Origin of the sequence: Bosea sp. BIWAKO-01 (assembly GCF_001748145.1) — a bacterium.
Taxonomy (GTDB): Bacteria; Pseudomonadota; Alphaproteobacteria; order Rhizobiales; family Beijerinckiaceae; genus Allobosea.
On record NZ_BCQA01000001.1, the window covers coordinates 5,494,680 to 5,519,182 of the forward strand.

General features: G+C 63.4%; 22 protein-coding genes, 1 tRNA gene and 2 pseudogenes. 9 read left to right on the forward strand and 16 right to left on the reverse strand.

Annotation, left to right across the window (positions count from 1 at the left end):
• The first annotated feature begins 73 nt into the window (after positions 1-73).
• Positions 74-634: a polysaccharide biosynthesis/export family protein gene (locus BIWAKO_RS25655; protein ID WP_069881062.1), complete on the forward strand. Its 561-nt coding sequence runs from the start codon at positions 74-76 to the stop codon at positions 632-634.
• 20 nt (positions 635-654) lie between these two features.
• Positions 655-1,824: a glycosyltransferase family 4 protein gene (locus BIWAKO_RS25660; RefSeq protein WP_069881063.1), complete on the forward strand. Its 1,170-nt coding sequence runs from the start codon at positions 655-657 to the stop codon at positions 1,822-1,824.
• Positions 1,825-1,942: 118 nt separating this feature from the next.
• On the opposite strand, the gene mdtI is transcribed toward BIWAKO_RS25660, so the two are convergent.
• Both mdtI and BIWAKO_RS25670 read right to left on the reverse strand, forming a co-directional pair.
• Positions 1,943-2,281 (reverse strand): multidrug/spermidine efflux SMR transporter subunit MdtI, encoded by a 339-nt coding sequence (gene mdtI, locus BIWAKO_RS25665; protein WP_069881064.1) that lies wholly within the window; start codon positions 2,279-2,281, stop codon positions 1,943-1,945.
• Positions 2,278-2,634 (reverse strand): DMT family transporter, encoded by a 357-nt coding sequence (locus tag BIWAKO_RS25670; protein ID WP_069881065.1) that lies wholly within the window; start codon positions 2,632-2,634, stop codon positions 2,278-2,280. The genes mdtI and BIWAKO_RS25670 overlap by 4 nt, the downstream gene beginning before the upstream one ends.
• 530 nt (positions 2,635-3,164) lie before the next feature.
• Here BIWAKO_RS25670 and BIWAKO_RS25675 point away from each other — a divergent pair.
• Positions 3,165-4,712 (forward strand): undecaprenyl-phosphate glucose phosphotransferase, encoded by a 1,548-nt coding sequence (locus BIWAKO_RS25675; RefSeq protein WP_069881066.1) that lies wholly within the window; start codon positions 3,165-3,167, stop codon positions 4,710-4,712.
• Positions 4,709-5,974, forward strand: a complete 1,266-nt coding sequence (locus BIWAKO_RS25680; RefSeq protein ID WP_084651814.1) for an O-antigen ligase family protein — start codon at positions 4,709-4,711, stop codon at positions 5,972-5,974. Before BIWAKO_RS25675 ends, BIWAKO_RS25680 begins: the two co-directional genes overlap by 4 nt.
• Positions 5,975-6,071: 97 nt before the next feature.
• On the opposite strand, the gene BIWAKO_RS25685 is transcribed toward BIWAKO_RS25680, so the two are convergent.
• On the reverse strand, positions 6,072-6,887 hold the full coding sequence (locus BIWAKO_RS25685; protein ID WP_069881067.1) for a class I SAM-dependent methyltransferase: 816 nt from the start codon (positions 6,885-6,887) through the stop codon (positions 6,072-6,074).
• A gap of 303 nt (positions 6,888-7,190) precedes the next feature.
• Between BIWAKO_RS25685 and BIWAKO_RS25690 the strand changes: the two genes are divergently transcribed.
• A tRNA-Pro gene (locus tag BIWAKO_RS25690) sits at positions 7,191-7,268 on the forward strand.
• A gap of 239 nt (positions 7,269-7,507) precedes the next feature.
• On the opposite strand, the gene BIWAKO_RS25695 is transcribed toward BIWAKO_RS25690, so the two are convergent.
• The 5 genes from BIWAKO_RS25695 to BIWAKO_RS25720 form a co-directional block, all read right to left on the reverse strand.
• Positions 7,508-8,557 (reverse strand): hypothetical protein, encoded by a 1,050-nt coding sequence (locus tag BIWAKO_RS25695; protein ID WP_141740230.1) that lies wholly within the window; start codon positions 8,555-8,557, stop codon positions 7,508-7,510.
• Positions 8,558-8,585: 28 nt separating this feature from the next.
• Complete coding sequence (locus BIWAKO_RS25700) at positions 8,586-10,364, reverse strand: fatty acyl-AMP ligase (RefSeq protein WP_371332071.1); 1,779 nt, start codon at positions 10,362-10,364, stop codon at positions 8,586-8,588.
• Entirely contained in the window at positions 10,361-10,612 is a 252-nt protein-coding gene (locus BIWAKO_RS25705; protein ID WP_069881070.1) for an acyl carrier protein, read from the reverse strand. Before BIWAKO_RS25705 ends, BIWAKO_RS25700 begins: the two co-directional genes overlap by 4 nt.
• Before the next feature lie 26 nt (positions 10,613-10,638).
• Complete coding sequence (locus BIWAKO_RS25710; protein WP_069882785.1) at positions 10,639-12,159, reverse strand: MBOAT family O-acyltransferase; 1,521 nt, start codon at positions 12,157-12,159, stop codon at positions 10,639-10,641.
• An 806-nt stretch (positions 12,160-12,965) separates the two neighbouring features.
• Positions 12,966-13,154 (reverse strand): hypothetical protein, encoded by a 189-nt coding sequence (locus tag BIWAKO_RS25720; RefSeq protein ID WP_141740231.1) that lies wholly within the window; start codon positions 13,152-13,154, stop codon positions 12,966-12,968.
• A 108-nt stretch (positions 13,155-13,262) separates the two neighbouring features.
• On the opposite strand from BIWAKO_RS25720, the pseudogene BIWAKO_RS25725 reads away from it, so the two are divergent.
• Positions 13,263-13,937 (forward strand): annotated as a pseudogene (locus tag BIWAKO_RS25725) (SDR family oxidoreductase); the annotation flags it as partial.
• A gap of 53 nt (positions 13,938-13,990) precedes the next feature.
• Here the strand turns inward: BIWAKO_RS25725 and BIWAKO_RS35545 are convergent.
• A pseudogene (locus BIWAKO_RS35545) lies at positions 13,991-14,092 on the reverse strand (SDR family NAD(P)-dependent oxidoreductase); the annotation flags it as partial.
• Positions 14,093-14,264: 172 nt separating this feature from the next.
• Here BIWAKO_RS35545 and BIWAKO_RS25730 point away from each other — a divergent pair.
• Positions 14,265-14,489 carry a hypothetical protein gene (locus BIWAKO_RS25730; RefSeq protein WP_069881073.1) on the forward strand — a complete coding sequence of 75 codons (225 nt, stop codon included), beginning with the start codon at positions 14,265-14,267 and terminating at the stop codon, positions 14,487-14,489.
• A 932-nt stretch (positions 14,490-15,421) separates the two neighbouring features.
• Here BIWAKO_RS25730 and BIWAKO_RS25735 read toward each other — a convergent pair.
• Positions 15,422-15,769, reverse strand: a complete 348-nt coding sequence (locus tag BIWAKO_RS25735) for a hypothetical protein (protein WP_069881074.1) — start codon at positions 15,767-15,769, stop codon at positions 15,422-15,424.
• A gap of 251 nt (positions 15,770-16,020) precedes the next feature.
• On the opposite strand from BIWAKO_RS25735, the gene BIWAKO_RS25740 reads away from it, so the two are divergent.
• Both BIWAKO_RS25740 and BIWAKO_RS25745 read left to right on the forward strand, forming a co-directional pair.
• Positions 16,021-16,272, forward strand: coding sequence for a hypothetical protein (locus tag BIWAKO_RS25740; protein ID WP_069881075.1), 252 nt, complete (start codon positions 16,021-16,023; stop codon positions 16,270-16,272).
• A gap of 115 nt (positions 16,273-16,387) precedes the next feature.
• The gene (locus BIWAKO_RS25745; protein WP_069881076.1) at positions 16,388-16,627 is read left to right on the forward strand and encodes a hypothetical protein; all 240 of its coding nucleotides are present in this window, start codon (positions 16,388-16,390) and stop codon (positions 16,625-16,627) included.
• A 320-nt stretch (positions 16,628-16,947) separates the two neighbouring features.
• On the opposite strand, the gene BIWAKO_RS35550 is transcribed toward BIWAKO_RS25745, so the two are convergent.
• From BIWAKO_RS35550 to BIWAKO_RS25770, 6 genes are all read right to left on the reverse strand, one after another.
• Positions 16,948-17,151, reverse strand: coding sequence for a hypothetical protein (locus BIWAKO_RS35550; RefSeq protein WP_141740232.1), 204 nt, complete (start codon positions 17,149-17,151; stop codon positions 16,948-16,950).
• Between the two features lie 283 nt (positions 17,152-17,434).
• On the reverse strand, positions 17,435-18,880 hold the full coding sequence (locus BIWAKO_RS25750; protein ID WP_141740233.1) for a S41 family peptidase: 1,446 nt from the start codon (positions 18,878-18,880) through the stop codon (positions 17,435-17,437).
• A gap of 390 nt (positions 18,881-19,270) precedes the next feature.
• On the reverse strand, positions 19,271-19,534 hold the full coding sequence (locus BIWAKO_RS25755) for a hypothetical protein (protein ID WP_069882786.1): 264 nt from the start codon (positions 19,532-19,534) through the stop codon (positions 19,271-19,273).
• A 452-nt stretch (positions 19,535-19,986) separates the two neighbouring features.
• Positions 19,987-20,355, reverse strand: a complete 369-nt coding sequence (locus tag BIWAKO_RS25760) for a SpoIIAA family protein (RefSeq protein WP_069881078.1) — start codon at positions 20,353-20,355, stop codon at positions 19,987-19,989.
• A gap of 427 nt (positions 20,356-20,782) precedes the next feature.
• Entirely contained in the window at positions 20,783-23,416 is a 2,634-nt protein-coding gene (locus tag BIWAKO_RS25765; RefSeq protein WP_069881079.1) for an autotransporter outer membrane beta-barrel domain-containing protein, read from the reverse strand.
• 589 nt (positions 23,417-24,005) lie between these two features.
• Positions 24,006-24,263 (reverse strand): hypothetical protein, encoded by a 258-nt coding sequence (locus tag BIWAKO_RS25770; protein ID WP_069881080.1) that lies wholly within the window; start codon positions 24,261-24,263, stop codon positions 24,006-24,008.
• Positions 24,264-24,503: the final 240 nt, after the last annotated feature.

Consider the following 24,503-nt stretch of genomic DNA (forward strand, 5'->3'; position numbering starts at 1 on the left):
GATAGTGCGCTCAACTTTTGTTAACCATAGCCGCCCTAACGTGACGGCAGAATTTGGATGGACTGAAGATGCGATGAGTCGATCACTCGCCCCACTGGCCCTGGCGGTTGCACTAGCGACGAGCGCCTGCGCGCCGCGCTATGCAGCGCAGGAACTCGCGGTTGTCGACGTCAATGTGCCCTATCGGCTCGCCAGCGGCGACCGGCTGCGCGTCATCGTCTTCGGTCAGGACAATCTGTCGAACATCTACGCCGTCGACGGCTCCGGGCGCATCTCCATGCCGCTGATCGGGCCCGTCGAGGCCCAGGGACGCACGACCCGGCAACTCGAGCAGGCTATTGAAGGCAAGCTGCGCGGCGGCTTCCTGCGCGAACCCAAGGTCTCGGTCGAAGTCGATACCTACCGCCCGTTCTTCGTCCTGGGCGAAGTCACCAATTCAGGCCAGTTCCCCTTTGTGAACGGCATGACCGTGCAGACCGCAGTCGCCATCGCAGGCGGCTTCACTCCGCGCGGCCAGCGCAACTATGCCGAGGTCACGCGCCAGATCGACGGCCAGCTCGTCACCGGAACTGTGCCGATCACCTACCAGGTGCAGCCAGGCGACACGATCGTCATCAAGGAACGCTGGTTCTGAGCGCAAACGAGGTGACGGCCATGGCGGACGCCCCCGGCATGAAGCCGCTGCGCATCCTGCACGTTTTTCGTGCGCCGCTCGGCGGATTGTTTCGCCATGTCCTCGATCTCGCCCGCGGGCAAGTGGAGCGCGGGCATCAGGTCGGCATCTTCTGCGATTCGAATACCGGTGGCGCCCGCGCCGACCAGGTTTTCGCCGAGCTTGGCCCTGATCTCGCGCTTGGCGTCACGCGTGTGCCGATGTCGCGTTACCCGAGCCTCATGGACGCCAAGGCGCAAATGGCGGCCAGCGCGACGCGCGCGCGCCTCGTCCCCGATGTCGTGCACGCCCATGGCTCGAAGGGCGGCGTCTATGCGCGCCTGCCTGCACTGGTTTCACCGCGGCGCCGTTACATCACGGCCTATACGCCGCATGGCGGCAGCTTCAATTACAAGCCCGGCGGCACCGAGCATCGCATCTATATGTCGGTCGAACGGCTGCTGGAGCGGGCGACCGACATGTTCTGCTTCGAGAGCGCCTTCATCGCGGGGCGGTTCGAAGCCTATATCGGCCACAAGCCGCGCAGCGATTACCGGATCGTCCTGAACGGCATTTCGGAAGCCGAGTTCGAGCCGATCGACCATGCCAAGGCAAGGTTCGACCTCGTCTATCTCGGGGAACTGCGCTCTGCGAAGGGGGTCGACACGCTGATCGATGCGCTGGCATTGCTGAAGCGTCGAGAAGGCCTCGAGCCGCGCATCCTGATCGTGGGCTCGGGCCCCGACGAGGCCGTGCTGCGGCAGATGACGTTCGACCGCGGCATCGGCAGTCAATGCGTGTTCGAGCCGCCGGGCCCGATTCGCGCCGCGCTGGCGCAGGCCCATGTCATGGTGATCCCGTCGCGGGCGGAATCGCTGCCCTATGTCATCTTGGAAGCGGCGGCAGCGGCCCAGCCGCTGATTTCGACGAATGTCGGCGGCATCAAGGAAATCTACGGCCCGGATCACGCGCACCGCCTGATACCGGCCGATGACCCGGCGGTCCTGGCCGGGAGCATTCGTTCGATCCTGGCCATGCCCGAGCCCGAAAGATGCGCACAGGCCACCGATCTGGCACAACATGTCCGCCAGAATTTCTGCCTCAATGCGATGATCGACGGCGTACTGGCAGCATACCGCGTCGCGCTGGCGCGACGCGGTGTCGATGCGTGATGAGACGCAGCCGCGTTAGATCTCCGGACAGGACATCGTATCCAGTCCGATGATCTAACCCTTTGTGTTTGCATCGGCTTTGTCCCGAAAACCGCAATCCACTTTTCGGGGCGATGCTTTAGAGGAACTTCAGGCCGACGACGCCTGCGATGACCAGCGCGATGCCGACCCAGCCGGACAGATAGATCCGCTGCCCGAAGGCAAGGGCTCCAACGATGGCCGTGATCACCAGTCCCGCTCCACCCCAGACCGCGTAGGCGACCGAAAGGTCCATGCCGCGGATGGCCTGTGCCAGGGCCGCGAAGGCGCCGACGACGAGGACCATCCCGACGGCGCCGAGCAATCGCCGCCTCATGCCGTCGGAGAGCTTGAGCAGATAGGTCCCGAGGACTTCGAGAACGACCGCAAGTCCGAGCCAGGCAAAGGCAAGCGACTGCGGTTGAAGAAGCGTGGTCACGCCAGCCTCCCCTGTTTACCCTCCTCGACACCGTGCCCGACACCGCGCTCGAGCAGCACGATACCGGCGATGATGGCCGCAAGCGCCAGCAGACGCTCAGGCGTCAGATGCTCGCCGAAGAGAAGATGGCCCGCAGCGGCGATGCCGACGATGCCGAGCCCCTCCCAGACGGCATAGGCAACCGCCATGGGGATGACACGTAGCGCCACGCTGAGCAGCGCGAAGGACAATCCGATCAGAACGAGCGGTAGAGCCGTGATGAGCCACGGCTCGGCGACGACCGACTTCAACGCGGCCGTCGCGACAATCTCGACAGCGATCGCTGCGAGCAGAACCAACCAATGAAAAGACATGATGCACACGGGCGAAGCCGGCGCTTACCGTCGGGAAACGACGTTAGGCAGCTAAGCAAAGTTAGAGTTTTTACGAACGAGTCTCAGAGTTAAAACCCTGGCAGAGCGAACTGCTGGGGCGGCACAGCGACTTGCCCAATTGCCTGAATTGGCAACCGCGGGCATCGCTCAGAAATGTGCTTCTCAGACACTCATCGCGAATGGATATGCCCGTTTTAATGCTTTTTGTCAACCAACATCAACTTTATGAGCCGGAAACGACTGCTTTTCGATGCAAAATCGGAAAAAATGGGAGTGAGCTAATTCCTTGGCCGGACGAGAGAAAATCAACTTTCTTTGCATCGGGTTTGAGACGACGCCTGCAGGGGGGTAAACTGACCCGAACGCGATGGTCCGGAATGCCGTAGAGTCGCCTCGCTGGCCACAAGACAGCGAAGCATCGGATTAAGCCTTCCGAGAGCATTTTGAGCTAATCGCAGGCCGGGACCGGGAGGTGAGTATTGCTCCGGTCTGAGTAGAGGTAGCGTGTGATGGGCACTTTCGATGTGCGTGACCTGATCCAGGCCGACGCGGCCGGAGCATCAGATCCAGCCGGCGGGAGCAAGACGGGTTCGACCCGCGCTTTCCATCCCCTGGCCGAACGCATCGCGGCGATGCCGGTCAAGCCGACGCTCTCCCCCGTCCTGATCGAAGGCCTGGTGCGCCTGTTCGATGTTCTGGCCATCGTCAGCGTGGCAGGGCTGATCTACTGGTTCTACGTCGCGGGCACCACCAGCAGCACCCTGCTCTATCAGATCACCGTTCTCCTGGTGAGCGTTGGCGCGCTGGCCGCCTTCCAGGCGCTGCATCTCTACCATATCGGCGCCTTGCGCCATTTCGTCCCGACGGCGGCCCGACTGGTCGTGGGCTGGACCATGCTGTTCCTGATCGCACTCGCCGCCTTCTTCTTCATGAAGGTCGGGAGCCAGTTTTCCCGTGTCTGGCTTGCCGGCTTCTATGGTGGCGGTCTCGCAGCCCTGCTCGGCGAGCGCCTTCTCGTGACAATGACCGTGCGCGGGCTGACCCGCAAAGGGCGGCTCGAGCGCCGCACCGCCATCGTTGGCGGCGGCGCTGCCGGCGAAGCCTTGATCAAGGCGCTTGAGGCGGAAAAGGACTCCGGACTGCAAATCTGCGGCGTCTTCGACGATCGCAACGACGATCGCTCGCCCGATCTCGTCGCCGGCTATCCAAAGCTCGGCACGATCGACGACCTTGTCGAGTTCGCCCGCCGCACCAAGCTCGACCTGGTGATCTTCACCCTGCCGATCTCGGCGGAGGGGCGCATCCTGCAGATGCTGCGCAAGCTCTGGGTTCTGCCGATCGACATCCGGCTTTCCGCCCATATGTCGAAGCTGCGGCTGCGGCCGCGCTCCTATTCCTATATCGGCGCGGTGCCGGTGCTCGATGTGTTCGACCGGCCGATCGCGGACTGGGACATCGTGGTGAAATGGCTGTTCGACAAGATCGTCGGCACCCTGGCCCTGATCGCGCTCTCGCCGGTGCTGCTGATCACGGCGATCGCGGTGAAGCTCGACTCGAAGGGTCCGGTCCTGTTCCGGCAGAAGCGCTACGGTTTCAACAACGAACTGATCGAAGTCTTCAAGTTCCGCTCGCTCTATCACGAGATGCAGGATGTCGCCGCCAGCAAGCTGGTGACCAAGGATGATCCGCGCGTCACCCGCGTCGGCCGCTTCATCCGCAAGACTTCGATCGACGAGTTGCCGCAGCTCTTCAATGTGGTGTTCAAGGGCAATCTCTCGCTGGTCGGCCCGCGCCCGCATGTCGTCCACGGCAAGGCGGACAACCGTGCCTATGAGCAGGTGGTCGACGGCTATTTCGCCCGCCACAGGGTCAAGCCGGGCATCACCGGCTGGGCTCAGATCCATGGCTGGCGCGGGGAGACCGACACCGAGGACAAGATCCAGCGCCGCGTCGAGCACGACCTGTACTATATCGAAAACTGGTCGGTGATGCTCGACCTCTACATTCTGTACAAGACGCCGATCTCGCTGCTGACCAAGTCCGAGAACGCCTATTGAGTGCGCTCGCCGACCGCGCGGAAGACGAAGGCGGCCGCGGCGGCCTGAGGGTGTCCCTTGCCTCGATCAAGCGAGGCACGCTCTGGCTGCTGACGGCCTCCAGCGGCTTCGCGCTGATCGAGCCATCACCCTATGAATTCTTCTTCCTGCTGACGCTGTTCGTCTTCGCGCTGACAGGCATTCGCTTCTCGCAAAAGCTGCTGCCGATGGTCGTGCTGCTGCTGCTCTACAATATCGGCGGCATCTTCTCGCTGATTCCCTGGATGGACGAGCCGGCTTCCGTGCGCTTCACGGCCGTCTCGGTCTACCTGATGATCACCGCGATCTTCTTTGCGGCCATCATGGCGGAGGACCCGCTCGGCCGGCTGGAAACCCTGCGCAAGGGCTATCTCTTCTCGGCCTGGTGCGCGAGCTTTGCCGGCATCCTCGGCTATTTCAACATTGCCGGCCTCTCCGACGTCTTCTCCTATGCCGGCCGCGCCTCCGGGACATTCAAGGATCCCAATGTGCTGGGACCCTTCCTCGTGGTGCCCATCGTCTACGCGCTGCAACATATCCTGATCGGGCGCCTGGGTCTGATCCGCGGCTTCCTGGTGATGAGCGTGCCGCTGATGGCCGTGCTGCTGGCCTTCTCGCGCGGGGCCTGGGGCAATCTGGCTGGCTCGGCCCTGATGATGGTCGGGCTGATGTTCCTGACCGCGCCCAACGCTGCCCGCCGCGCCCGAATCGTGATGCTCACCCTCACTGCGCTTGGGGGCATCCTTGTCGCATTGCTGATCGCGCTCTCGTTCGAGAGCATCCGCGACATCTTCGAGATTCGCGCCAGCCTCAACCAGAGCTACGACCAGGGGGTCACCGGCCGATTCGGCAGCCAGCTGCGCTCGCTCCCGCTCCTCCTCGATGCGCCGAACGGGCTCGGCCCTTTGCGCTTCCGCTGGCATTTCCCGGAAGATCCGCACAACGTCTACGTCAATGCGTTCGCCTCCTATGGCTGGCTCGGCGGCATCGCCTATCTCGGCTTGATGGTCACCACCTGCTATGTCGGCTGGCGCGTCGTCTTCAGCCGCTCCCCCTGGCAGAACCACGCGATCGTGCTGTGGTCGGTGCTGTTCATCACCATCCTGCAGGGTGTCCAGATCGACACGGACCACTGGCGGCATTTCTACCTGCTGCTCGGGCTGGTCTGGGGACTGGCAGCGCTCAAGCCGGGCGACGCTGTCGGGCAAATCCCGCGGGGACGGCTGCCCGCTGGTCTGGCATAGGTCGGTCGCCCGGATACCGTATCCGGTCCGCTCACCTGCCCTCCTGTGCCTGAATCGGCCTTCCCGAAGACCGCAATCAGCCTCTCAGGCCAATGCTCTAGACCGGCGCCTTGCGGACCAGCACGTAGTCGTAGGTCGTCACCAGGTCCCATCCGGCTTTCGCAGCCAGCAGATTGAAGGCGTGGTCGATCTCGCGCAGCCCCGGCAAACGCTCGAAATAGCCATGCCCCCAGAAGCGCTGGATGTGAACATCGCGGAATCCGGCCCGGTTGAGCATCGGCGTCAGCTGCGCGCGGCTGCCGCGGCACCAGTCATAATGAGCCGGGAATTTGGGATCGCCGCCATCCTGCTGGCGTGCCGGAAACAGCGCGTGCAGGATGGCGCGCGAGGCGGCCTCCGGCAGGATGTGGTTCAGCGCGAAGACCGGCGCCCAGAGCGTCGGGAAGAATGCCAGCGCCATTCCACCCGGCGCCAGTAGCGCATGGATGTTCGTCCAGGCCCGCTCGACATCCCGGATGTGCTCGAAGACCATGCGCGAGATCATCAGGTCGTAGCCGCCGCGCTCGACATCAGGTTCGGACAGGTCGCCAGCGATATCGAAACGCGCCGTCCGCAGGCCGGGCGCCGACAAGGCCAACTCGTCCGCATCGATATCGTTGACGACAAGGTCCAGACCATGGCTGGCGGCTTCCGCGGCCGAGAACAGCGGATCGCGGCCGCCGCCGATCTCGCAGATCCGCCTCAAGCCGAACTGTCGGGTCACGGCAAGAATCGTCGGTTCGTAGTTCTTCCAGGCCCAGCGCGAATGCCAATCGGGCTGCAGTTCGGCGAAGAAGGTTTCGAGAGCGCGGTCCGGGCTGCGTATCGCCCTGGCGGCTGTTCCCTTCGCGCCCAACGCAATCGTCGCGGTCATGCCACTCTCCACCGATCAACCGGGAGGGAGGATGTGGACGAACGGCTCGGCTCGCAATGTTTTGCTTAACATGCGGTTAATATTGATGGTTTCGAAGCCGGCACCTGTCATGGAGCCCTTGGTGCTTCTTGCCGGTGCACGCCGAAGCCCAGCTGGGCGTGGTCCTTTCGCGCCCCGAACCAGGGCTTGGCGCGAGACATGGCAGCGCGACATGGAGGCGATGCGGCCCTTCTGAAAAACCCTGCGGAGAGTATGCCGAAGCGCGTTGCATCCGCGCGCTCGCCCCTCTATAAGCCGCCCTGTCGGAGCGTAGCGCAGCCCGGTTAGCGCACTTGTCTGGGGGACAAGGGGTCGGAGGTTCGAATCCTCTCGCTCCGACCATAAAACCTCGTGGAATCATTGAGTTGGCGAGCGGCATCCAAATGCCGCGCCGCTCTTTCTGCTTTGGGCAGTCTGGGGCTCCATCAGCGCGATTCTGGCATTTCCAGCACGTGGGCCAAGCGCCAGCCGCGGCTCGCGAGGGAGTTGCCGCACTCTGCCGCTATGCCATTCTGATCTGGAATCTGACCGAGCGCGGCAGGAGGGGAATCGGGCGGCTCAGGTTCCAGCAGCGCCGCACTTCAGCGCCGCGCTTCGACCTCTGAAGCGACAGCCCCCTCGGCGCCCCTCAAGCGGCCGAACCGTTCCCAGTTGGGCGGCATCGGCTCGCCGAAGATGCGGGCCAGCATCATGCGGCCGACCTCCGCGGAATAGTGGGCCTGGTCGCCCATCCAATAGTTCGGATCATCGGAGAGCCAGTCGGCGCCCGTGAAGTCCCAGAGCGGCGTGACGCGCGCAACCTGATCAAGCGCTTGCGCCAGGTCCTTCGGCAGATAGCGGCTCTCGACGGCCCGATGAAGCGGACTGACGGCCACGATGAGCCTGGTGCCGTTCTGCCGGGTCAGCGTGGCGATGCGCTGCAGGATCTGCAGCTGGTCTGCGAAATACGCGCGCTGCGCGAACGGCCTGTTGTAGTCGCTTCCTGCCTGCGCGCCGCGCCCGGCCACGGCGCTCAACGATGCCAAGCGGACGAATGCCAGTTTCACCTTGTTGGCGACCGAAGGGGTCTTGCGATCTCTCTCCTCGATGGCGGCCCGGGCCTCGCGCAGGATGCGCTGCCAGCTCCTGACCTGCAGCGCCGTCAGGTTGCGCCACCAGAAATATATACCGCTTTCGCCGCTCAGGGCCTGAGGCAGCAAGGTCTCGATGTAGCGGTTGGTCGCTGGGGGATCTCCGAAGGTGTCGATATCGAGCAGCAGGAACACGGCCTGCAAATGCTGCCCTCGTTTCGCCTTGTCGGCGACGACGTATTCGAGCGCGGGCAGGAAGTCCGGCAGCATGCCGCGTGTGGCCCAGAAACTGGCGACATTCACCCCGTCCAAGCGGCGGGACAGCTCCGCCGGCGGAGTGGCCTGGGCGCGGGAAGAGCCGAACAGCACGCCGCCGAAACTGTCCGGCGCAGCGTCATAGGCCGCGAGATTCCGGTAGTGGTAATTAATGTTGGGCGTACGCGGAAGGACGTTCGTGCCGAAGACGCCCTGCGGGTCGATCAGGACATTGGCAGCGACCACGCTGGCAAAAAGCGCTGCAGCACCCAGGATCAGCGCCAGCGCATATGTCCGAGGAGCCATCCCGGGCGCGGCAGAACCCGGCTTCTTCTTACGCCAGAGCATCGGGCAAACCTGGCTGGAGTTCGGCAAGGTGTCCGTCGAGGAAAAGACTGCGGGCAAGGCCCCGCTGGATCTTGCCGCTCGTCGTCTTCGGCAGGTTGCCGGGGCGGATCAGCACGACCTCCTGGATGGCAAGTTCGTGTTCGGTCGCGATCGCCTCGCGGATCGTGTCCTCGATGTCATCGATGGAGACGTGGCGCATCTGCGTCCGCTCGACCTCCTGCACCACGACCAGACGCCCCTCGCCATCCTCGTCCAGGATCGAGAAGGCGGCGCCGCCATGCCGGCGCAAGGCTGGATGGCTCGCCTGCACGGTGTCCTCCAGGTCCTGCGGATAATGGTTGACGCCGCGAATGATGATCACGTCCTTGATGCGCCCGGTGATGAAGAGCTCACCGGTGTCATCGAGGAACCCGAGATCGCCGGTGCGAAGCCAGCGTTCCTCGGCTTCCCCTTCGATACGCGGCCAGAAGGTCGCGGCGGTGGCCTTGGCGTTTTGCCAATAGCCCTGGGTGACATTCGGACCGGAAATCCAAATCTCGCCGGCATGACCGGGTTGAAGGCGACGGCACGTCTCCGGATCGACGATCGCGAGTCTTTCGCCGACGAGGGCCTTGCCGCAACCTGCGACGAACTGCGCGTCCTCATCGCTCGACGGCGCGGCTGCGCGATAGCGTTGCAGCGCCTCCCGGCTCACTCTCAGCTTTACGAGCCCCCGCCCCCGCCCGCCGCCGGAGGCCAGAAGCGTCGCCTCCGCGAGGCCATAAGCCGGAGAGCATGCCTTGGGATCGAAGCCATAGGGCGCGAAGGTCTCGGTGAAGCGCTCCATCGTTTCCGCGCGCACCGGCTCGGCGCCGTTGAGCGCAATCTTCCAGCCGGATAGGTCGATGCCCGCCATCTGGTCGGGGCGGAAGCGATCGACGCAGAGATCGAAGGCAAAATTCGGCGCTGTCGCGAATTCGGCGCGGTAGTCGCTGATCGCGCGCAGCCAGTTCAGGGGGCGCTGCATGAAGCTCACGGGGGCCATGAGCACGCAAAGCGAGCCGACATAGAGCGTCTGCAGCACGTTCAGGATGAGCCCCATGTCGTGATAGAGCGGCACCCAGCTCACATAGGTCGTCGCACGGGTGTTGCCGTAGACGAGCCGGATCATCTCGCTATTGGCGAGAAGATTGCCATGGCTCACCATCACGCCCTTGGGATCCGAGGTCGAGCCCGAGGTATATTGCAGGAAAGCCAAGTCCTGCAGGCCGGGCTCCGGGAACATGCTTCCCGCCGGCGCCTCGACCTCCTTCGTGGCGTCGACAGCCATGAAATCGAGTGCGGGTGCCTGGAGACGCTCCGCGAGGTCGCCGCGTGTCGCCTGCAGTGCCGGGCTCGTCAATGCGATACGCGGCGTGCAATCGGCGACGATGCTGGCGCTCGAATTGCGCGCGCCCAGGCGCCGTGGCGGCATCATCGGTACAGCGATCGTGCCGGCGATCAGGCAGCCGAAGAAGGCGACGAGGAAATCGAGCCCGGGCGGGAACATCAGGAGCGCGCGCTCGCCGGAGAGACCGCGCTCTACCAGCTCCGCCGCTAGCGCACGGGCGCGGCTCTCGAGCTCCGAGAAGGTGAGCGATGCCTCCTCGCCGCCGCGATCCGACAGGAAGGCATAGGCACGCTCGTTCGGCTGCTCCGCGGCGCGCGCACGCAGCAGCTCGACCATCGAGTTGTACCCGGTCCCGAGGACCGCCGGGCTCTCTTGAACTGCTGGGATTTGGTTCAATCCGGCTCTCCCGCGAGGTGACGGGCAAGCGTTGCGATGGTGGGGTATTCAAAGGCCAGTTCAGGGGCAAGTTCGCGCCCAAGCCATTCCTCGAGCTCGGCCACCAGGTAAACCGCCATCGCGGAATCGACGCCCAGGCGCGTGAACTTGGCCTGCGGATCGATCTTTTCCGCAGGACGTCGCAGCCCCTTGGCGAGATGCGCGACGCACCACGCGGTGATTTCTGCTTCGCCCTTGTCACTTGCCATCAAACGCTACGCTCCCAGACTGATCGTCAGAATTGGTAATAGAGGAACTCGCTCACCTGCCCGAGCCGGAAGAACACCTCGCCGAAGAGCAGGAAAGCCGTGCCGAGGGCGATGAGCGAGGGGCGCCAGGCCAGCACGCCGACATGTCTTCGCCAATTCGACTGGGCATCGCCTTCGCGATAACCGGTGATCTCCATCGGGTCTGGCAGGAGCAGGGCAATCGCCAGCGCCAGCAGGGTCAGCGCAGTCCCGGTGAGCGACCAGGTGCTGCCGAGCCAGGTGCGGATGAAGGCCTCCGATATCCAGCCCTGGCGTATGGCCCACCAGTCGTGCTGCAGCGTGAGCGCCTCCGCGACCGGGGTTTGGCCCATGCCGCCCATGGCGGCGAGGAGATGCCCCGACGTCTCGATATCCGCAGAGCGAAACAGGACTGAGCCCACCACAAAGGCCGTGAAGGTCAGCGCCCATCCGACGAACCGCCCAGCCTGCGTCGGCTCATCCCGCTCGGGCACGATCCGCTGCCAGATCGTGTTGATGGTGAGAAGGCAGCCGTGATAGGCGCCCCATACCACGAACGTCCACCCGGCTCCGTGCCAGAGCCCGGCCAGGGTCATCGTGATCATCACCGCGATGGCGCGCCACCACCCCATCGGCCGGCCGAAGGTCAGCGGCCCGTAGATATAGTCCCGCAGCCACTGCGACAGCGTGATGTGCCACCGCCGCCAGAAGTCCAGGATGCTGGTTGCGCGCAACGGTGCGGCAAAATTCACCGGCAGCCGGAAATTGAACAACAGCCCGAGGCCGATCGCCATTTCGGAATAGCCGGAAAAATCGAAGTAGATCTGGGCCGAGAAGGCCAGGGCACCGCCCCAGGCGGCGATGGCGGTGACCGGGTCGCCCCTCGCCGCAGCGTCGAAGACCGTGCCGACATGCGGCGAAAGCGAATCGGCGATCAGCACCTTCTTGGCGATGCCGATGATGAAAATCGTCAGTCCAAGGGCGACGTTCGACCAATCCAACCGGAAGCGCGCATTATCGCCGAGCTGCCTGCCGAAGCTGTTCCAGCGCACGATGGGTCCCGCGATCAGATGCGGGAAGAAGGCGACAAAGAACGCGTAGCGGCTGAAATCAAGCGGAACTTTGCGGCGGTAGACGTCGACCAAAAAGGCGATCTGCACGAATGTCGTGAACGACAAGGCGAGTGGAACGACGGGGGGCGCGGCCTTGTAGGAATGAACGATCGAAAGAAGGAAGTCAGCGTATTTCCAATAGCATAGCACCAGGATGTTGCTGACGATTCCGAAGATCAGAAGCCGCTTCGCCGCCGGTTTCTCCGCCGCCGCAATCAGCCGCGCGAACCAGAAATTCGCTACGATCGACGCTACCGGTAGCAGTACATAGGGCGGGTTCCACCATGCATAAAAGACGAGCGACGACAGCGTCGTGCCGATGATCGCGGCCGCCGCGCTCACGCGCGCGAGTGCGAAGTGCAGGAGCACCGCAAGCGGAAGAAAGACAAAGATGAACTCGGTAGAATTGAAGAGCATCGGGCGTGCCATTGGAGCCGTGCGAGGCTACAGACTCGCAGCCGGGCTGCACGTGCGCAAGACGGACGGGGACCCTGGGCCTCATTAGCCGGCCTCATGTGTGAAATATGTCACCGATACTGCGGCCGTTGATTCGCATTCGCCGTGAGCGATCGGGCCATCTGCATGGCAGCCTGGGAGCCTCAGTAAAGACCAAGCTTCGCGGTTCTTCCCGTTATCGCATTTGAGACTTGCCACGGGGCATCCAGCCCGGCTTGGCGCTCGGACGCCTTGGACAGCGGCCCGACCGGGGCATGAACCGCCTCCGGCCCTTGGGCCTCTGGTCCATCGACCGGCTGACCTTGATACCGAGCCTGTCGTCATAAGCACGCGAGCGCCACTCTGTCCCATCTGGTAGCCGCCCCAGGGCAAGGCGCGCCCCCATAATCGCCGCGGGCGCGCCGCGATTGATCCAGCCTTTCGTCACACCGCCGCCGCCGATCGCAAGGAGGATCTGGAGCATGATGTGCCGGGCCTGCCATTGACCATGCTGATTTCGCTGATCTTGCTTATGATGAAGGGATTCAGCGGCCGGCGGAGGCGGCCTCGATTGCGTGGCAAGCGGCCGCGGCGCTGACCAGGCGCTCCGGCGACGCCTTGCGGCCTGCGCAGACGGTGTGCCTCCGTTCTCTGTGGCGAGACTGCGCATTTGCTCGCCAACGGGGCACATCATGGACGCCGCGCAAGAGGATGAGCGCCCTCCATGCCCGCTGACGCGCCCCTTGGAACTGGTTCCGCGCCGGAGGAGCCAGCCGGCGCTATTCGTCCTACTGCCGCCTCTTGCCCGGCGCCCCAGGCTTGGCCGGGCTCTGCGCGGCGACCGGGTCGCTTGCGGGGAACGTGTCCTTCAGCGCCTTGTCGAGCTGTTGTTCCGGGGTGCTTTCACGCTCGGTCTTTCGCTGCTGTTTCTGCTCCTTCCGGAGACTTTCGACCGCCGGGGTTGTGTGCTCTCGCATTGCCATGCCTCTGCCGTTGATGAAGCCGATAGACGACGAGGTAACGCCAGCGAAACACATACGTTCCCAAACCGTATCGCTCCTCCCAGTCCGCGCCGGGGATGACGAGGCGCCCGATCGGTGCTAGGAGCCCGCCGTGGCCCCGAGATGGAAGCCTTGGCTGCGCAGATTCGAAAGAACCATGAGCGCGCCGTGTGTCTGGCCGGCGACGTCAGGGATGGGGACTATGCCAGCGCTCTCGTCGCCCTGGCCCTCAAGGAATTCGGTCACCTGGACGGCGCCTTCAACAATGCCGGCATCGTCGGCGACATGGTGCCGGTCGCCGAGATGGGGATGGCGAACTGGAACGATGTCATCGCGGTCAATCTGACGAGCGCATTCCTCGCAGCGAAAGCCCAGATCCCGGTCATGAAGGAGAGCGGGCATGGCTCGATCGTCTTCACATCCTCCTTCGTCGGCTTCAGCAATGGCGGGCTGCCGGGAATGGCGGCCTATGCCGCGTCCAAGGCCGGCATGATCGGCCTGATGCAGTCGCTGGCGTCCGAACATGCCGCGGACGGCATCCGCGTCAATGCGCTCCTGCCGGGCGGCACCATCACGCCAAGCGGTGGCGAGGGACAGCCGGCCGTCCTGGATTTCGTCGCCAATCTGCACCCCATGAAGCGCATGGCGCGTTCAGAGGAGATTGCCCAGGCAGCCCTGTTCCTGCTGTCCGACAGGTCCAGCTTCGTGACGGGAAGCCCGATGCTCGTGGATGGGGGCATTTCGGTGCGGCTGGCCTGATGCTGGCGCTGAAGTGAGGCGCCAGATCAGGATTGCCGGGCGACGATCAGAAGCATCACCAGCTTGGCTCCCTCGGCTGCAAACAACAGCGCCGCCGCAGCGCCGATTCCGCTGCTCGCTCCCGTGATGATGATCGCCTTGTCTTCCAGTTCCACAGCTCGCTCCTCCGTCGGTGTCGTCAGGGCGAACTAGCGAGTGGCCGCAGGGTGCAGCCACCCGTTTCCTGTGGTCCGGATCAGCCGTGCAGCGGAACCTGGCGTAGGGCGGCACCGTTGTTCCGTCATTCGTGGACAGCCGCGAGCTCGGAACCGTGCGGAGGAAAACGCCATGGAAACGGAGACTGAACGACGGGCCGAAAACCAATCGGCGACACGGGGTGGCGACCCGATCCCTCCCCTGCGCCCCGACGATCACTCGGCGGCGCATCCTGCGCAGGAAACGCCGGTCGAAGCGCGGCAGGGTTTCCTTGGCCGCCCGGTTCTGAAGGTCCTGATCGCTGGGCTCGTTCTGGCCGTACTGGCCTGGATTGTGGTCGCGCTCCTGGTCTCCTGACTCGCAGATGCCTTCTGGACTGCACGCCCCCTGAGCCGAGTCCTGCCGATGCCTCGCCCGCTCTGACCCAGATAACAGAAACCCGGCCCCCTTTCGGAGAGCCGGGCCAAGTTTGGGGTCACTAACTCGTCCTGAAAACGCGCAGCGAACGATTTGGTTCCGATGGTCGACGCGCGATGAGTGCAATCCGTTTTCATAGAGCTCTGCCATCAGATCCGCTCCTGAAACACAGTCGCGATGACGTGATGATGCTCGACCGGGCTGTGATCTCTGGCTGCGACAATGCGTCGTATATTGCAGTTATCGCCGAGGCCGAGGGGGCAATATCGTCTCACCTTTCACGATGAGGTGTAGTGATGACCTATGTGCTTCGTCTTTCACTGGCTGTTCTAATCTTGATGCCGCTCGCGGGATGTATGGAACAACAGGCGAGCCGCACGATGTCTACCCCCACGACAACGTCCTCCATAGCAACATCAACATGGCATTATAAGCCTGCTCCCGATTCAGTGAAGATGATGGAGGAACGCACGTTCTGACGGCGCGATCGCGGAGCGGATCTTGCCGGGGTGTGAAGCGATGGGTCCGGAACGTTTCCCTGTGACTGCCGCCGGATCGTCGTCGCCCAGGCTAAGCGCATTCATCCATCTCGAGACCGTCCCCCGCATTGATCGCACCATGGCCGCATCGCGTTTTCCGGCCGCAGAACGAGAACGAGCCCGCTGCCCCCGTCCGGCGCAGCGGGCATGGTCGGCGCCTGTGAGTGGTCGTACCCGACGTGCCCGGATCATCGGATCGGATATGGTATCCAGTCCGATGATCTAACCCTTCGCGCTTGAATCGGCTTTCCCGAAAACCGCAATCCACTTTTCGGGCCGATGCTTTGGCCCCAATGCCCGCGCCACGGGGCCTGGAAGAGTGCCGCCAAGTTGTCAGCGCTGCGTGAAGAAGGTCAGCAGCACCTTGCCCTTTTCTCCGATCAGGCACAGGAACCGCCGCGGCTTGTCCGTGCGGTCGGTGCGCAAATAGGCTTCGCCCATGATGATGCGTGTGATCGGCGTATCACCGACCTTGGTTTCGGAGGTGGCGATCGTCGCCCCGTCCTCGTCGATATAGATGTCCTTGATGTCTGGCTCCCGCGCCGAGATCGTATGGAGCGCCGTGGCCTTGCAGGCGACGATCTCGGGTGAGGAAGGATTTTCTGCCGGAGCAGTCTGGCTGGATGCCGCGCCCGAGAGCAGCGCCAGCGCAATCAGGCTATGGACAGTCGAACGGATCATGATTGGCACTCTGTTGAGGTCAAGGCTAAACGCATGATCCTGGCGCCGGTTCAAAAATGCCCGAAACCGGACGCCCATCCTCGCCACTGCAGGGCCCGGCCGCGCTATCGCGGCACGCCGCAGGAGCGCCCCTGGACGCCGCCGATCACCGCCAGGTGAGCATGTCGCAGACACGCATGGTCGCCGAGATTTTGACTCGCACTCGCGTGAGAACATAGATAGAACATCTGGAGATCGCGGAGATTCACGCCATGAATGTCGACACCTTCATCATCCAGGAATTCGTCACCCGCCGGAAACGGCTGGTGCCGGGCAACAAGACGCCCGCCAAGACCAAGCACCATGCCCTGCGCGATGCGGAGCGGCTTGCGGGGCGGGCGGAAGGCGTCGCCGTCATCCATGTCGTGGCTGATGACGAGACCAGCGAACTCAGCTCGATTGAGGTTCTCGCCCGCCACGGCGCCATTCCCGAGGAATTCGAGGAAGGCATCAGGGCTGCATGATAGGTCCCAAAGGGTCTGGGGTCTTAGGGCTCGGAAGATATCGGCCGTAAGTCTCTACCCGCGCACGCCCAGGCTGCATCATGCTCATGGGCTCCCGCAGCTGGCGGTGATCGTTATGCAACCTGTTTATGACGACCTGATCCTTCGTGCGCGCAAAGCTGTCGTGTTCCTCGAGCAATGTGGTCTCGATCACAGCGCCGAAATCGTCGATGAGATGATCGACGCGATCAACGAACTCACAGGGAGGGTTTCGCTGCTGATTGCCTTGAACATCTCGCTGCAGACGGGGCAGGACAACGAGGCGGACCACGTCCAGCTGGGAGAGCCCGGCCGATTTCCCAATCCAGACAGCTGACCGCTCTCACAGACCGGCTCAGGACCTGCATCACAGGCCGTTCCAGAGAACCCCTGCGGCAGCGATCATGAAGTCACGTGCATTGGTGGCGCGGCTGCGCGCCTGCATCAGATCAAGGCGGAGGCGACATGCCTCACGCCGCTCCATCAGCGATGTAGAAACCGATGGCCGATGCACATGCCAACACGATCGATAGCTCGAGAATGCCCATTGTCGCCTCCGAGGTTTGCTCAGCTTCAACTGCGGCAGCACTGCCCAAGTTCCGCCTCAGCATCGCCCAAAATGAGAAAATTCTCCAGCCCTTTCGAAGCGACGGGATTCTAGCGTTCTCCCGCAAAGCTGATTGCCACAGCTATGGAGCCGAGGATCAGTAGAAGCGTCGGCAGAGTGGCAGTGGACCGAGCGGCTTCGATCGCCTCTTCATCGTTCACCGCATCGATGAAGCTGAGCAGCAGCATGACGGCGTTTGCAAGCGCCAAAGCTACCCCACCGAACCGCAAGACTTCGCGCGAAGAACCATTCATTACCCTTCCCCCGCAACCGACACCATCACGGCAGTCGAGCGGGGAGGCATTGATCTGTCACAAACTGTCGGTCAGGGCCCTGTCGGGCCGGCAACGGTCGGGTCAAGCTCGATCGACTGCTCTGCGTCGACGCGAGCGCCGACAACACTGCGCCCGCCGAAGCCCCCATCGACTATTCCGAGTAGGCGCCAGCGGCCCGCTGATATCGCTCCGGACCGAATTGCTTGACGCCGGCAGCCCTGGAGCGGAGGCCGGCTCGCCATCGCACGCGAGCCGCTCGCGCCTATTGGCCGGCAGTGATCAGCCGCATGACCTCCGACATCACGGGATCCTTGCCGGCGGCATAGTCCGCGAAGGTCGGTGCGACCGTCAGCGTCGGCTGGAGCGATCCTGCCGGCACGGCATAGGCATAGTTCAGCAGGAAGCACGTCATGATCTGCGAAAGGCTGCAGCCGTTCTCCCAATCGTGATAGGCCGTCGTATAGCGCAACGTCAGTTTCGTATTCGGCAACAGGGTGGTTCCGCCCTCGCCCCAGAACTGGGACCGGTCGCCCATCGCCTCACCGATCAGGAGCGCGCGAGAGCCGGCGAAATATTTCAGCCGTGCCGCCGTGCTGATCGCTGCGGAAAAGGTGTTTGCGCTCGTCAGAATGAAGAGCCTGCCACCAGGCGGCAGAAGCTCAGGCAAGCGGCGCGAGAAATCCGCGGTCAGGACATAATCGCCGCCGCGGTTGAAGCGCAGGTCGACGACGGCGTTTCGAATGGACTTCTTGCCCGCCTCGTCGAGCATGTCCGACAGATACCGGGATGCGGAGACCGGCCCCTTGTCGCTCATCCGGTTGATCTGGACATAGAGCAGATCCCGCGCCGGATAGACATGCCAATAGTTCTCGTCGGGGCGAGCGAGATAGAGCGGCAGAGCAACGCCATCGAGGACGTGCCGCCATTCTGTCGCGCCAGTGGCTGGCGCAACGGGGCTCAGTTGGCGCTTCGGCCAAAAATTGCCACTCAACGGCGCCTGGCTGGCAGGCAGTGCAGCCAGCTTCGTCCGTCTCATGCTCCCATCTGGGGCCCGGATGTCGAAGATGCTGCTGCTTGCCGTGTCGGCGAGGCCGGCGGCATGGAGAAGTTCAGGCGAGATCAGGAAATTCGGTACGAACTCCTTCGACAGATTGGCGGGGCCGCCGACATAGGGGCGCAACGCCTCCACCAGGGCTTCGGTGGGGCGCTCGTTTGCGCCGAGAATCTGCCCACCGAGAAGATGGCGCTGACTGTCGGCGGCCGCGATCACGTACAAGCCGTCAGAAAACCATCCCAAGCGGATGGGCGCGGCGTTGAAGCCATGATCCCCTGCCATCCCAACGATATTGGTGTGGCCGTTATCGGCAAGGGCCACAGCCTTTGCCGTCGCCATCGCCATACCCGCCCTGTCGAGATCACCTGCCCGCTGCTCGATCGCATCGAGGGCTTGCCCAAACGCCGTACGGGATTCGCTGGTGAAGCTCCGCTCGACCTCGGGCAGACGCCGCAGATGGGCCAGATCCTGCCGGTTCCTTTCGGCCTGTGAAGCGGCGGCCTGATAATCCGTCTTCGGATAGGGCTTGAGCGTCGGATAGAGAATGAGGCCGAGGGGCAGCAAGACGAGAACAAGCAATGCCGCTATTGCGATGAGGGAGGCCTTGATCCAGCGCCGGCGCGACCGCCTGGGAGCATCACCGTCTCGTCGCATTGACCTGGCCAATCCTTAAGCACCCTGTCGATCCCGTGGCTATGGCATGCCCCCGGCCCGCTCCGCCAGCCTGAACGCACAGGTTGTGGCCGAGGGCGGAGCACGGCTGGCGCGTGTTGCAATAACGACGCGAATTCGTGGCTTCATCGCCGGTCCGCCGCTCAGCTGCGCCGATCCTGGTTCAGGTGCGCACTCCGGCCATGGGCGGAGAGGCCCGCGCCGTCAAATGTTGCAACGGAGTCCGTCGCTCGCGCTCATCATCCATGGCACCCGTGTCCACGGAAGACACCGCAGATGTCACCACGCGCGGACCGATGCGAACGCCATTCCCGGCCGACTTCGCTGTATCAAGCGGCACATGGCAGTCGATTCAGAGCATCAGATCCGAAATCATTTCGGAAGGCACTCCACCTGATAGGCAACGATGATCTGCCCCGGCCCGGCTTTCCCGATGCTCTTCAAATCCTCCAACCCACGTCTAAGCTTGTCTCCAGCCTCCTTTAAGCTGCTATCAAGTTTCGATTTTGCGGACAGACATCGCTCTTCCGTTGAGAATTCCTGGAACACTACGCTCGGACGGAGCCTCCATTCCGCCCTGTCGTTTGTAGCGGCGGGGTTGACCGAGTAGGAGAAGACATACATCAGAATCCACATCGGGATGCTCCACTTGCGGCAGATGACCCTCATGCGGCGGCTAAAGGCACCTGGATCGCCCTGATCAACGCGCCTCTGTCCGGCCGACAGCCGACCGACATGATCTCCGTGGCCTCGTCAGGCGAGGCGCTATCGGTCTGTTGCAGACGAGAGAATACGACGGCTCAGGCACCTCAAGTATATCGGCAGCGAATACCTGAGCTATCCGGCGCGTATTTATAGCCCCTGCGGGGACATCTCGTAAGGCGCTCTTTCGGCGTCCCCTGCAGATTGAGCCCTGAGCCGCGGAGCCCGCTTTCGCTGGAAGAGGATATTCGTCTGCGGCCTGAATCGCACATGTGATGTTGCAGCCGGCTGCCGCGGCGCTGCTGGGCTCCTGATTGTCCTTGGGCTCCTGATTGTCTCCCCCGACGAGCCGGCCCTGCTCCATCCATCACTTCGGACAGCCGCAATCAGCGCGCGGCTTCCAGCCACGCCAGGGCCTGCACCCTTTCACCGAAGGGAAATCGCCGAACCTCCGCCGCAACGAAGTGCTTGGCGATATGCGGCATGATTTTCAGCAACTCGCTATCGGTCACCGCCGCGATCCGATCGATCTTGCGGTGATGATCCCTGACGAAGCGGAGATGGGATACGAGCGCGCCGAAGCTGTCCCAGCCCGGAAAGGCCTTTGCGCAGATCATCACTCCAGCGAGCCTGCCATGGGATGCGATGAACGGATCGACCTCCCGGGCGATCCGTTCAAAATCGGCCTGTTCAATCGGCCCGTCCGGCGACAGCACAAGGACAGCCTGGTCGCGTAGCAATTCGAACTGGATCATCGTTCCCTCCCGATATGGCGTTCGAGGCGGCCCCTCGCATCGGGAAAACCCTTGGCGTCTTCCTCCGCCAGGAGCCTGGGCGCATGTGCCATGGCGCGCATGCAGTTCGCATATCGGCAAGCGGCCCCCCGCTCAGATAATCGCTGAATCCCTCCGATGGTTCCATGAGTTTCCGCTGCGCCAGGCTGAATGATCACGGCAACGCGGACAGGCCCAACGCCAATGGCTCCTGCGCTGATCCTGGGGCCCAGCCTCCCATTGAGCCGGCTGCGACCAGCGCAAACCGCCTCTCCCGCGCCGCCGAACTCCGTCGCAACGTCGACCGCAGATCAGGCGGCGCGCAAGGCGCCCTCTATCGACCGGGTCCGAGCGAGAGCCTCGCCCGGACGTCCTAGCGAGAGCCTCGCCCGGACGTCCTAGCGGCAGCCTAGAAGCTCATCTTGACCAGCGCCTGTCCGCCGAGGCGATTTGCACTTGCTGCGAGTTCACCATCGAAGCGAGCGCCCAGGGTTATGGCTGGCGTGATCTTCAGATCGAGCCCGGCCGCCAGGAGCGCACTGTTGCGGGGAGCGCGCGCGCCGTCGATCGCAAACCCTGAACCCGCGAGACCGCTGATCGTGGCGCTCAAACCGGCTTCGCGCTGATAGTAATGCGCCCAGCCAGCCCGCAGATAACCGGCAGCCGGGAGGCCGTTCACAGCCCCAGCCAGATCAAGCTGCATACCGAGCTCGCTTCGGCTGGTAACGTCGCTCCGCCGAGCCAGGTTCAACGCGGCGGCATTGGCGCCATTCCAGCTCGCCTCGGTCACGGCCGGGCTGCGGACCTGGATGGCCTGCAATGCTGCCACAGGTGAAAGCGTGACGCCGGACCACTCAAACAGAGCGGCGCTGGCTTGCAGGCGCCCACTCCAGGCGTTGCTGCCATAGGACGATGAAAGGCTGGATGCACCGAGAGCCGGTACGGCCCGGTTCACATCGTTCTCCAGGCGCGCATAGGCCAGGGCAGCAGCCAGGTTGACCGGTCCGAGCTTGGTCATGCCGTAGATGCCGGCCTGGAAAATGTCTGCATCGGCCTTTCCGAGCCCGCCCGAGAGCGATGCGCGGGCGCTGCCACCAGCCACGGCGAAGCCGACGGTACTTCCAGGGCCAACGCGAAGGTCGGCACCGACGGCGAGATGCACGTCGTCGACATCGCGCTTGGCCGAACCGTCCCGGGCTCCTCCGTCATTGCGCCCCACGGAGCCGAGCACCGCCCCCCAGACCGAGTATGCGGGGGCGTCGAGGAAGGCCGGCCGAACCGGTTCGTCGCTTCCCTTGCCGCCCAACGCCGAGAACGTCGCGGCGCCTGGGCCAGCCCCGCTTCGCCCGGCGCTCGCCGGGTTCAGCATGGCGTGGAGGAACTGGTCCGCGGCGGAGTTGGCCATGGCCGGCACCGACGTATGGGCTTCGCCGGAAAGCTGGTTCACGGCAGCGGGGATCTCGGCGGCCGGCAGGTTGTAGATCGCGAACAGCGGGGATGGATCGGCACCGGCAGCGACGGCCCGATCGATCGCGCTGGCAATCGAGAAGCCGCTGAACATCCTGGCGCCAAACATGCGCGGCGACAGGGCTCCCGGGGGAACTCCCGGCGGCGTGACGATCGGCACCAGCGGCTTTGGCGTCAATGTCAGGAGGACGTCGTTGCTGGTGTAGGAGATGGCCGTGGTAACGCCGTCGCCGAACGTACCGGATGTTGCCTCGGTGCCGAAGCGACTTCCTCCGAGCCCGCCCGCGGCCGAGAGCAACGTGTAGGGGCTGGAGAATGTGTACGCGCCGCCAAGCGGCACGATCCGGAGCGTACCGGCGAGTGCTGCAGAGCCCGTGACATTGACGCGATCGGAGACCGCACCCTGAACCTCCGCGAGATAGCTCGATCCTGCCGCCAGCGTCAGGCTGCCGTTGACCGTAAGCGTGCCGGGCGAGTTGCCCGGAGCGAGGGTGCCATTGACGATCATCGCGGGAATCTGGCCGGAGCCACTCAGCGTGGCGCCGGGCGAAACGGTCACACTCGAAGAGGATGCGATCGAACCATTCACGACGAGCGTTCCGCCGGTCACCAGTGTCGCGCCCGTATAGGTGTTGGTGCCGGCCAGGGTCAGCGTGCCGCTGCCCATCTGCGTAAGCGTGCCGCTTCCGGATATGACGCCGCGATACGAAACGTTGTTCGATCGGTTGACGATCAAGGCGCCCGCATTGCTGATCGAGCCGACAAAGTTGCCGGTGCCGCCGATCCAGCCGGTCGTTCCGCCATTGCCCAGCTGCAAGGTGCTGCCGGCTCCGATGAAGACGTTTCCTCGGGTGCTGTTCGTCGCGGTCAGCGTGAGCTTGCTCAACCCAAAATGCGAGAACGTGCCCGGACCCGAGATGCTCCCGGCATAGGTCACGTCATCGGATCGTTTGAAGATCAGGCTGCCATAGTTCGTCACATTGCTGGTGATCGACCCCGTATTGCCGTTATTGCCGATCTGAAGGGTGGCGCCACTCGCGATCCCGGCCCCACCGGAGAAATCACTGGCGCCGGTCAGAATCTGGGTGCCGCCATTGATCGAGATTCCGCCGGTGCCGCGGATGGCGCCGGAAAAGACGCCGCTGGCAGTGTTGACCAAAAGGGTCGCGGTTCCGAGCCGGACCTCGCCGCTGCCGTTCAAAGCCTTGACCTGCGCAGAAGCTGCCCCGCTTACGTCAAAGACACCGTCGACGGTGATGCCGCTCGACTGGTTGATGCGGCCTTGACCTGTCAGGGCAAGGGTGCCGCCAGCCGCGACACTCGTCGCGCCCGTATAGGTGTTCATGCCGCTCAAGGTGAGAGTGCCGGCGCCGGTCTTGCTAAGGCCGCCCACCCCCGTGATGTCGCGGGCGAACGTCGTGTCGAAGCCGTTGGTGTCAATGGTGCCGCTGGCGGCATCAAGGCTTAGCGCCCGCCCCGTCGAGAGGTTGAAGCTCGTGCCGAACTGGAGCGTGCCGCCGTTGAAGATGACCCCATCGCCAGACGGACCGACATCGGCATCACTCGATACCGGCAAGAGCCCCGGGCCAATCGTTATGTCTGCGGCAGATGCCGGGGGAACCATGACGCCTGCAATAATACAGGCGGACAGCAAACTCGCGACAGACGTGGTTGAACGCAGCGCCCTCGATATCGCCTTCAGGCCGTAAGGTAATACAGGCAAAAACGAGATCACAGGCGCAGAAAGCACCTGATAGTTACATGAAATCGGCACAGAAAGCCCCCAGAAGACAGCATTTTCTTTTGGGGTTAGCACGCACGTTGCCGTGCAACCAACGTGAAATTAACGGATCGATAACGATTGTGACTAGCTGTTCACAATCAACCTAACGTAACGAAACCCAAGTGCCCTGCGGCGAGCGCTTCGCGCTACCGCAGGGGGGTGGTTTCATCCTGTTCGCCAAGGCGCGGATCCAGACACCGCAAGTCAGGCTTGACCTCTTCGAAGTCCGCCGGCTTCCAGCTCCTGTCAAAGGCCGCCGCCTCCGGGCCATCGATCCAGGATCTCTATGACAATGGTCCCGGTGACGCGTTAACTGGCAAACCAGCGCGAGAACGGGTCCAGCGCGAGAACGGGTCGCTCAGAGGGCGAATACGAGCGGTCATCACGAGTGGTGGTGGACGGGCGCTTCGCTATGCGTGAGCTCCCACTCCTTCAACGCATGAAACGCCGCGACATTCGCCTGTCCTTCGTCCATTGCCCTCTGCATTTTGCCGCTCTGCATCATGTCGTAGCTTTCATAGATGTCATCCATCGTGCAGCCTTTGGGGCTGTTGCACGAAGCCTGACTGGGCAGAGGAACCCAGGCGGCCAGTACGAGTGTCCCTGCCAGCAACACTGCGCGGGTGATCAGCTTGCTCATCTCAAAGCCTCCACGCTCGGTCCGCGCATTGAACCTCGCAGGTTGCCGCGCGAGCCGTATCTATTCGTCACCCTGGGGCACAGTGTACGCCTATGTTCGATTTCACCCTCTGCGGCGAATTCTCGCATCTTACTGACAAAGAGCCCGCGTTTGAAAGATCAGTGCCCCAGATTTCTCCGCCGTATCTCTTTTCGCTCAGGGTTTTGTAGAGTGGCATCGCCTTCAGCTGCTCGCCTCCGA